Origin of the sequence: Verminephrobacter aporrectodeae subsp. tuberculatae At4 (assembly GCF_000193225.1) — a bacterium.
In the GTDB taxonomy this organism is placed as follows: Bacteria; Pseudomonadota; Gammaproteobacteria; order Burkholderiales; family Burkholderiaceae_C; genus Acidovorax; species Acidovorax aporrectodeae.
Genome location: NZ_AFAL01000954.1, coordinates 1 through 6488 on the forward strand (window position 1 = coordinate 1; position 6488 = coordinate 6488).

General features: G+C 67.4%; 6 protein-coding genes. 5 read left to right on the top strand and 1 reads right to left on the bottom strand.

What is annotated here, in order from left to right; genetic code table 11:
• Positions 1–179 precede the first annotated feature (179 nt).
• From VTU_RS0122710 to VTU_RS30005, 5 genes are all read left to right on the top strand, one after another.
• On the top strand, positions 180–1442 hold the full coding sequence (locus tag VTU_RS0122710) for an aromatic ring-hydroxylating oxygenase subunit alpha (RefSeq protein WP_010109642.1): 1263 nt from the start codon (positions 180–182) through the stop codon (positions 1440–1442).
• A 30-nt stretch (positions 1443–1472) separates the two neighbouring features.
• Positions 1473–2591 carry an FAD-binding oxidoreductase gene (locus VTU_RS0122715; protein WP_040894087.1) on the top strand — a complete coding sequence of 373 codons (1119 nt, stop codon included), beginning with the start codon at positions 1473–1475 and terminating at the stop codon, positions 2589–2591.
• 164 nt (positions 2592–2755) lie between these two features.
• Entirely contained in the window at positions 2756–3793 is a 1038-nt protein-coding gene (locus VTU_RS0122720) for a quaternary amine ABC transporter ATP-binding protein (protein WP_010109644.1), read from the top strand.
• 25 nt (positions 3794–3818) lie between these two features.
• On the top strand, positions 3819–4658 hold the full coding sequence (locus VTU_RS0122725) for an ABC transporter permease (protein ID WP_050809558.1): 840 nt from the start codon (positions 3819–3821) through the stop codon (positions 4656–4658).
• 33 nt (positions 4659–4691) lie between these two features.
• A complete protein-coding gene (locus VTU_RS30005; protein WP_010109646.1) occupies positions 4692–5843 on the top strand; it encodes a GlxA family transcriptional regulator in 1152 nt (383 codons plus the stop codon).
• Positions 5844–5933: 90 nt separating this feature from the next.
• On the opposite strand, the gene VTU_RS0122735 is transcribed toward VTU_RS30005, so the two are convergent.
• On the bottom strand, positions 5934–6488 hold a 555-nt coding region (locus VTU_RS0122735), incomplete at its 5' end, for a calcium-binding protein (protein ID WP_010109647.1).

The window sequence follows — 6488 nt, forward strand, 5'->3', positions numbered from 1 at the left end:
CGAAGCCAGGAGCGTGCAAAGCGGCCACTCCCGGATGCTCGGGGCCATAGAGTCCGCGGCCCCCACCGGGGGCCGCGTCATAGAAGCCGGCGACCCCGGCAGCAAGGCGCAGGCGGTCCTGGACTACCTGCGCAACCATTCCCTTGTGTCTTTCTGAGAAGGTCAAAAAGAGGCTTCCCATGAACCACCCCCAGCCCCTGTCCGCACACACCCTGATGGTCCGCGACCTGCTCGCGCGCCGCCGCCCCGGCTACGGCCTGGAGGCCCCGTTCTACCTGAGCGAGGAGCTGTTCCGGGCCGACATGGAGCACATCTTCGGCGCGCACTGGATCTTCGTCGCCGTCGAGCCGCAAATTGCCGAAGCCGGGGACTACGTCACGATCGACATGGGCTCCCGCTCGATCCTCATCGTGCGCAGCGACGACCTGCAGATCCGGGCCTTCCACAACGTCTGCCGCCACCGCGGGTCGCGCCTGTGCGCCGACCGCCAGGGCGTGCTGGGGAACATCGTCTGCCCCTACCACCAATGGTCCTACGACCTGACGGGCAAGCTGGTCCACGCCAAGCACATGCCCGACGATTTCGACTTCAGCGACCTGAACCTCCGGCCCGTGCACGTGCGCAGCCTCCTGGGCCTGATCTTCATCTGCCTGGGCGATGCGCCGCCGCAAGACTTCGAGCAGATGGCCACCACCATGACGCCCTACCTCGCGCCGCACCAGCTGCAGCAGTGCAAGGTCGCGGCGCAGGTCGATCTGGTGGAGAACTGCAACTGGAAGATCACCATGGAGAACAACCGGGAGTGCTACCACTGCCTGGCCACCCACCCCGAGCTCACCGTCTCGCTGTACGAACACGGCTTTGGCTACAAGCCGGACGCGCACAACGCGGACAAGCTCCAAGGCTTCCAGGAGATCCTGGAGCGCAGCCACGCCCGCTGGGAAGCCATGGGCCTGCCCTCGGCCGAGATCGACACCCTGGACGAGCGCGTCACCGGCTTTCGCACGCAGCGCCTGCCGCTCGATCGCTGCGGGCAGTCGCAGACCCTGAACACCGAGGTCGCGTCGAAGAAGCTGCTCGCCGACTTCGTGGACCCGGCGCTCGGCGGGCTCTCGTTCTGGACGCAGCCCAATTCCTGGCACCACTTCATGAGCGACCACATCATCAGCTTCAGCGTGCTGCCGATCACCGCGGGCAAGACGCTGGTGCGCACCACCTGGTGCGTGCACAAGGACGCGGTCGAGGGGGTGGACTACAGCGTCGAGAACCTGACCGCCGTGTGGAACGCGACCAACGACCAGGACCGCCGCCTGGTCGAAGAGTCGCAAATCGGCATCGCCAGCGGCGCCTACGAACCCGGCCCGTTCTCCCCGTTCATCGAAGGACTGCTCGACAAGTTCTGCAACTGGTACGTGCAGCGGCTCAGCGCGCTGGTCCGCTGAACCGTCCCCTGTTCGCCCCGGCGCGCCGCCATGTCCGTCCCTGCCGCAAGCATTGCGCCCATGCTGCCCTCCGACTTCGCGGCGCCCGCGCCGCAGCCCTGGTGCGCCGAGCGCGACGAGACCCTGCGCTGCGTGCAGATCCGGCAGGAAACGCACGACGTCAGAACCTTTGTGCTCGGGGCCGACGCGCCGCGCAGCTTTCGCTACCTGCCGGGCCAATTCATCACGCTGGAACTGGACATCGCGGGCCGCCGGATGAACCGCTGCTACACCCTCTCGTCCACCCCCACGCGCCCCGACCTGGTGAGCATCACGGTGAAGCGGGTTGCGGGCGGCCCGGTGTCGAACTGGCTGCACGACGCGCTGCGCGTGGGCATGGCGCTCAGCGTGCGCGGCCTGGGCGGCGCGTTCAGCTGCTTCGCGGCGCCCGCGCAGCGCTACCTGTTTCTCTCGGGCGGCAGCGGCATCACGCCGCTGATGTCGATGACGCGGGCGCTGCACGACCTGGGCAGCGACGCCGACGTCGTTTTCGTGCACTGCGCGCGCAGCCCCGCCGACCTGCTGTTTCCCGAAGAGCTCGGCCTGATGGCGCGGAATATGCCGCACCTGCGGCTCGCCATGGTCTGCGAGCAGCAAGTCCCCGGCAGCGCGTACGCCGGCCATCTGGGCCGCCTGGACGCCGCGCGGCTGGCGCACATCGCCCCGGACTTCCTGCAACGCGACATCTATACCTGCGGCCCCGCGCCGTTCATGGCCACCATCCGCGCGCAGCTGGCCGACGCGGGATTCGCCATGTCGCGCTACCGGCAGGAGAGCTTCTCCTTTGAAGCGCCGCAAGCCGCCGATGCCGCAGAGACACGCAGCGAGCGCTCCACGTCCAGCGCCACCAGCTACCAGGTGCGGCTGCAAAAAACGGGCGCGGAATTTGCGTGCCTTCCCGGGCAAACCATACTGGAAGCGGCGACTGCGGCCGGGTTGCGCCTGCCCTTCTCCTGCGCCAACGGCGCCTGCGGAACGTGCAAGAGCAAGAAAATATCCGGCCAGGTGGAAATCCGGCATTCCGGTGGAATTCGGCAGCGTGAAATCGACCAGGGCTGGATCCTTCCCTGCTGCAGCAGGGCCCTGAGCGACATTGCACTGGACCGGTAGCGCAGACCCATTGCCGCACGGCGTGGCAATGGAATAAGGGTAATAACCATTCCGGTGGCGCGGCAGTCCTGCCAATCTCGGGGAACGCTGCGGCGCGACACGGCGCAGCGTCGAATTGAAAATACTGCGGCCCGGCCGCAAGAAAACCCACGGAGAGCCGCGCGATGCCAGACCCGAAAATCAGCGTCAAGAACCTCTGCAAGGTGTTCGGCGACAACGTCCCGCAGGCCATCGAACTGCTCGACGCGGGGCGCAGCAAGGACGAGATTTTTGCCCAGACCGGGAACGTCGTGGGCGTGAACCGGGTCAGCTTCGCCGTGCAGCCCGGCGAGATTTACGTGCTCATGGGCTTGTCCGGGTCGGGCAAGTCCACCCTGGTGCGGCTCATCAACCGGCTGGTCGAACCGTCGCGCGGCTCGATCAACGTGGACGGGCTGGACATTGCCGCGCTGTCGCGGGCCGAGCTCGTGAAATGGCGGCGCCGGCGGGTGGCCATGGTGTTCCAGTCGTTCGCGCTGATGCCGCACCGCAACGTGCTGGCGAACGCCGCCCTCGGTCTGGAGATGGCGGGAACGCCGCGCAAGGCGCGCGAGGCGCGCGCCATGGAGGTGCTGGCCCAGGTCGGCCTGCAAACCTACGCCGCCAAGTACCCCGCGCAGCTGTCGGGCGGAATGCAGCAGCGCGTCGGCCTGGCGCGGGCCCTCGCGGTCGATCCCGAGATCCTGCTCATGGACGAAGCCTTCTCCGCGCTCGACCCGCTCAAGCGCGTGGAGATGCAGAGCCTGTTGCTCGACCTGCAGCGCGCGCAGCAGCGCACCGTGATCTTCGTCTCGCACGACCTCGAGGAGGCGCTGCGCATCGGCACCCGCATCGCGATCATGGAAAGCGGCAATCTGGTGCAGGAAGGCAGCGCGCACCAGATCATCACCCAGCCGGCGAACGCCTACGTGCGCAAGTTTTTCGAGGGCATCGACACCTCGCGCTACCTGACCGCTGCGGACCTGATCGACCCCGGGCTGAACGGCCACTCGTACGGCGGCGGCCCGCGCCTGCCCTGGTCCACCCCGCTGCCCGAAGCCATGCAGACCGTGCTCGGAATCGACCAACCGATCGGCGTGTTCGACGCCACCGACCGCCTGCTCGGCTGCATCTCCGCGCGCAGCCTGCTCGCCAGAATGTCCCAAGAGGCCCGCCATGTCTGAGCTGCTGCGCCCCGCCATCGACGCCCTGCACGACCTGCTGCCCCTGGGGCGCTGGGTGAACCTGGGCGTGAAGTTCCTGCTCGACCACGGCGCCACCTTCTTCGACTCGATCGGCACCCTGGTGGAGGGCTTTGCCCAGTGGATCGAGGAGGGCATGCTCGCGGTGCCGTTCTGGCTCGTGATCCCGGCCGTCGCCGTGCTCGGATGGCGCCGCCTGGGGCCGGGCTTTGGCGTGTTCGTGCTGCTCTCGCTGACGCTGATCGTGGTCACCGGCTTCTGGCCGCAAACCATGGTGACCCTGTCGCTGACGCTGTCGGCAACGCTCATCAGCCTGTTCTTCGGCATTCCGCTGGGCGTCTGGTGCGCGCGCAACGACCGGGTGAACGCCTGCGTGCGGCCGGTGCTCGACTTCATGCAGACCATGCCGGCCTTCGTCTACCTGATTCCCGCAGCCATGCTGTTCGGCCTGGGCCGGGTTCCCGGAACGGTCGCCACCGTGATCTTCGCCATGCCGCCGATGGTGCGGCTGACCAGCCTGGGCATCCGCCAGGTAAACGTCGAACAGGTGGAGGCCGGAAACGCCTTTGGCTGCACCGCGACGCAGCTGCTGTTCAAGGTGCAGTTGCCCATTGCCCTGCCGACGATCATGGCCGGCGTGAACCAGACCATCATGATGGCCCTGTCGATGGTCATCATCGCGTCCATGGTCGGCGCCGGCGGCCTGGGCAACGACGTGCTCGCGAGCATACAGCGCCTGGACATCGGCCTGGGATTTGAAAGCGGTCTCGCGGTGGTGCTGCTGGCGATCATCCTGGACCGGCTCACCGAAAGCTTCGGCGTGGCGCACCAGGATCGCGCAAACTGAGCCCAGCGCGCACAAAAAAACAGGAGGCCCCCGATGCTGCGCGTCTCCCCCGGAGCCATTCCCGACAAGCGCATGCACACCCAGGGCGCCGGTGCTGCCGAAGCGCATGGCCTGCATGGCACGCACGTGGGCTTCATCCTGCTGCCGGACTATTCGATGATCGCCTTCGCGAATGCCGTGGAAACATTGCGCATGGCCAACTACCTGAGTCGCCGCGCGCTCTACCGCTGGAGCGTGCTCAGTCCCGACCAGACGGCGGTGCCTGCAAGCAACGGTCTGGCCATCACGGCCAGCGCGGATCCCGCGAACCTGCCCGGGTGCGACATGGTGTTCGTCTGCGGCGGCGTGGACGTCCGCCGCAACACCAGCGACGCCGTGCGCCGGCTGCTGCGCCGCTGCGCCAGCTTCGGCGTGCCCATGGGCGCGCTCTGCACGGGGGCCTTCGCGCTCGCCAGCGCGGGCCTGCTCGACGGCTACCGCTGCGCGATCCATTGGGAGAACCTCGCCGCCATCAGCGAGGAATTCCCCAAGGTGCGGTTCTCTTCCGAGATCTTCGTCCTGGACCGCGACCGCATCACCTGCTCCGGCGGCACCGCGCCGCTGCACCTCATGCTGCATCTGGTGCGCGCGCACCACGGCGCCCAGCTGGTGATGGACATCTCGGAACAATTCCTCGTCGAGCGGCTGCGCGCCAGCGACGAGCGCCAGAGCATCCCCCAGCCCGCGTGCATCGGGCCGGGCTACCAGCACCTGACCGAAGCGGTGGAGATCATGGCCGCGCGCATCGAAGAGCCGCTGCCGCTAACCGAGCTGGCGCGTTGCGTCGGACTCTCGCTGCGCCAACTGGAGCGCCTGTTCCACCGCTACTTCAGCATGAACCCCGCGCAGTACTACATGCACCTGCGCCTGCGCCGCGCGCAGGAACTGCTCACGCACAGCAGCCTGCTGATCATGCAGGTCACTGTGGCCTGCGGATTCCAATCGTCATCGCATTTCTGCAAGGCCTACCGCGGCCTGTTCGGGCATTCACCCAGCGAGGAAAGGCGCCGCCACGCCGGCGCCACGCAACCACGCACCACCACATGGCGCGCGAGTGCCTCGCCCGCGCGCAGCGCCCGGCTCGAACCCGCGGCCCTGCCGCACTTCGCCCCGTTCTCCGCGCAGGCCGTGCTTGGCACGGCGTAGGCGGGGACCCATCTTTGTCAGCGGGCAGTTCGTTCCATTGACCCGCCCGCGCACGCCCGGTCGCCGCAAGGCCTGCGCAGGCGTGCCCCATCAGTTCCAGCCCGCAGCCAACGTCGGAGTCAGAGCCGTCTGGTAATCGGCCGCCAGCGTGGTCTGCCCTGCGGGCGGCGGCGCGAAAGCTGCCATCGCAGACACCAGGGCATTCACCTGGCTGTCCAACAGCACCTTGCCATCCGAGGTCTGGAAGCGCTCGATATGGTAGGCATCGCCCAAATACCAGTTGTTGATCAGGCTCTTGTCCGAGGTGCCAATGATGCTCACCTCCAGGTCCGCACCCACGCGGCGGAACCACAGCTGATCGGTGGCCACGCCTGCGCCGATGGACAAGCAATCGGTATTGCCTGCGGTGCTGTCGTAGTCGGTGATGCTGTCCGCACCGGAGCCCCGGCCAAAGACATAGGTATCGTTGCCATTGCCGCCGTTCAAGGTGTCGTTGCCTGCTCCGCCGTCGAGCGTGTCGGCTCCCGCTCCACCCTCCAGGTAGTCGTTGCCCTCGTCACCATTCAGGGTGTCGTCGCCCGCCAAACCGCGCAAATCGTCGTTGCCTGCTCCTCCGCTGAGGGTGTCGTTGCCTGGGGTGCCGGT

What these genes read in the sequence shown, in the direction of transcription:
- VTU_RS0122710 (WP_010109642.1), top strand. Translation starts at nt 180, where the DNA reads ATGAACCACCCCCAGCCCCTGTCCGCACACACCCTGATGGTCCGCGAC.
- VTU_RS0122715 (WP_040894087.1), top strand. Translation starts at nt 1,473, where the DNA reads ATGTCCGTCCCTGCCGCAAGCATTGCGCCCATGCTGCCCTCCGACTTC.
- VTU_RS0122720 (WP_010109644.1), top strand. Translation starts at nt 2,756, where the DNA reads ATGCCAGACCCGAAAATCAGCGTCAAGAACCTCTGCAAGGTGTTCGGC.
- VTU_RS30005 (WP_010109646.1), top strand. Translation starts at nt 4,692, where the DNA reads ATGCTGCGCGTCTCCCCCGGAGCCATTCCCGACAAGCGCATGCACACC.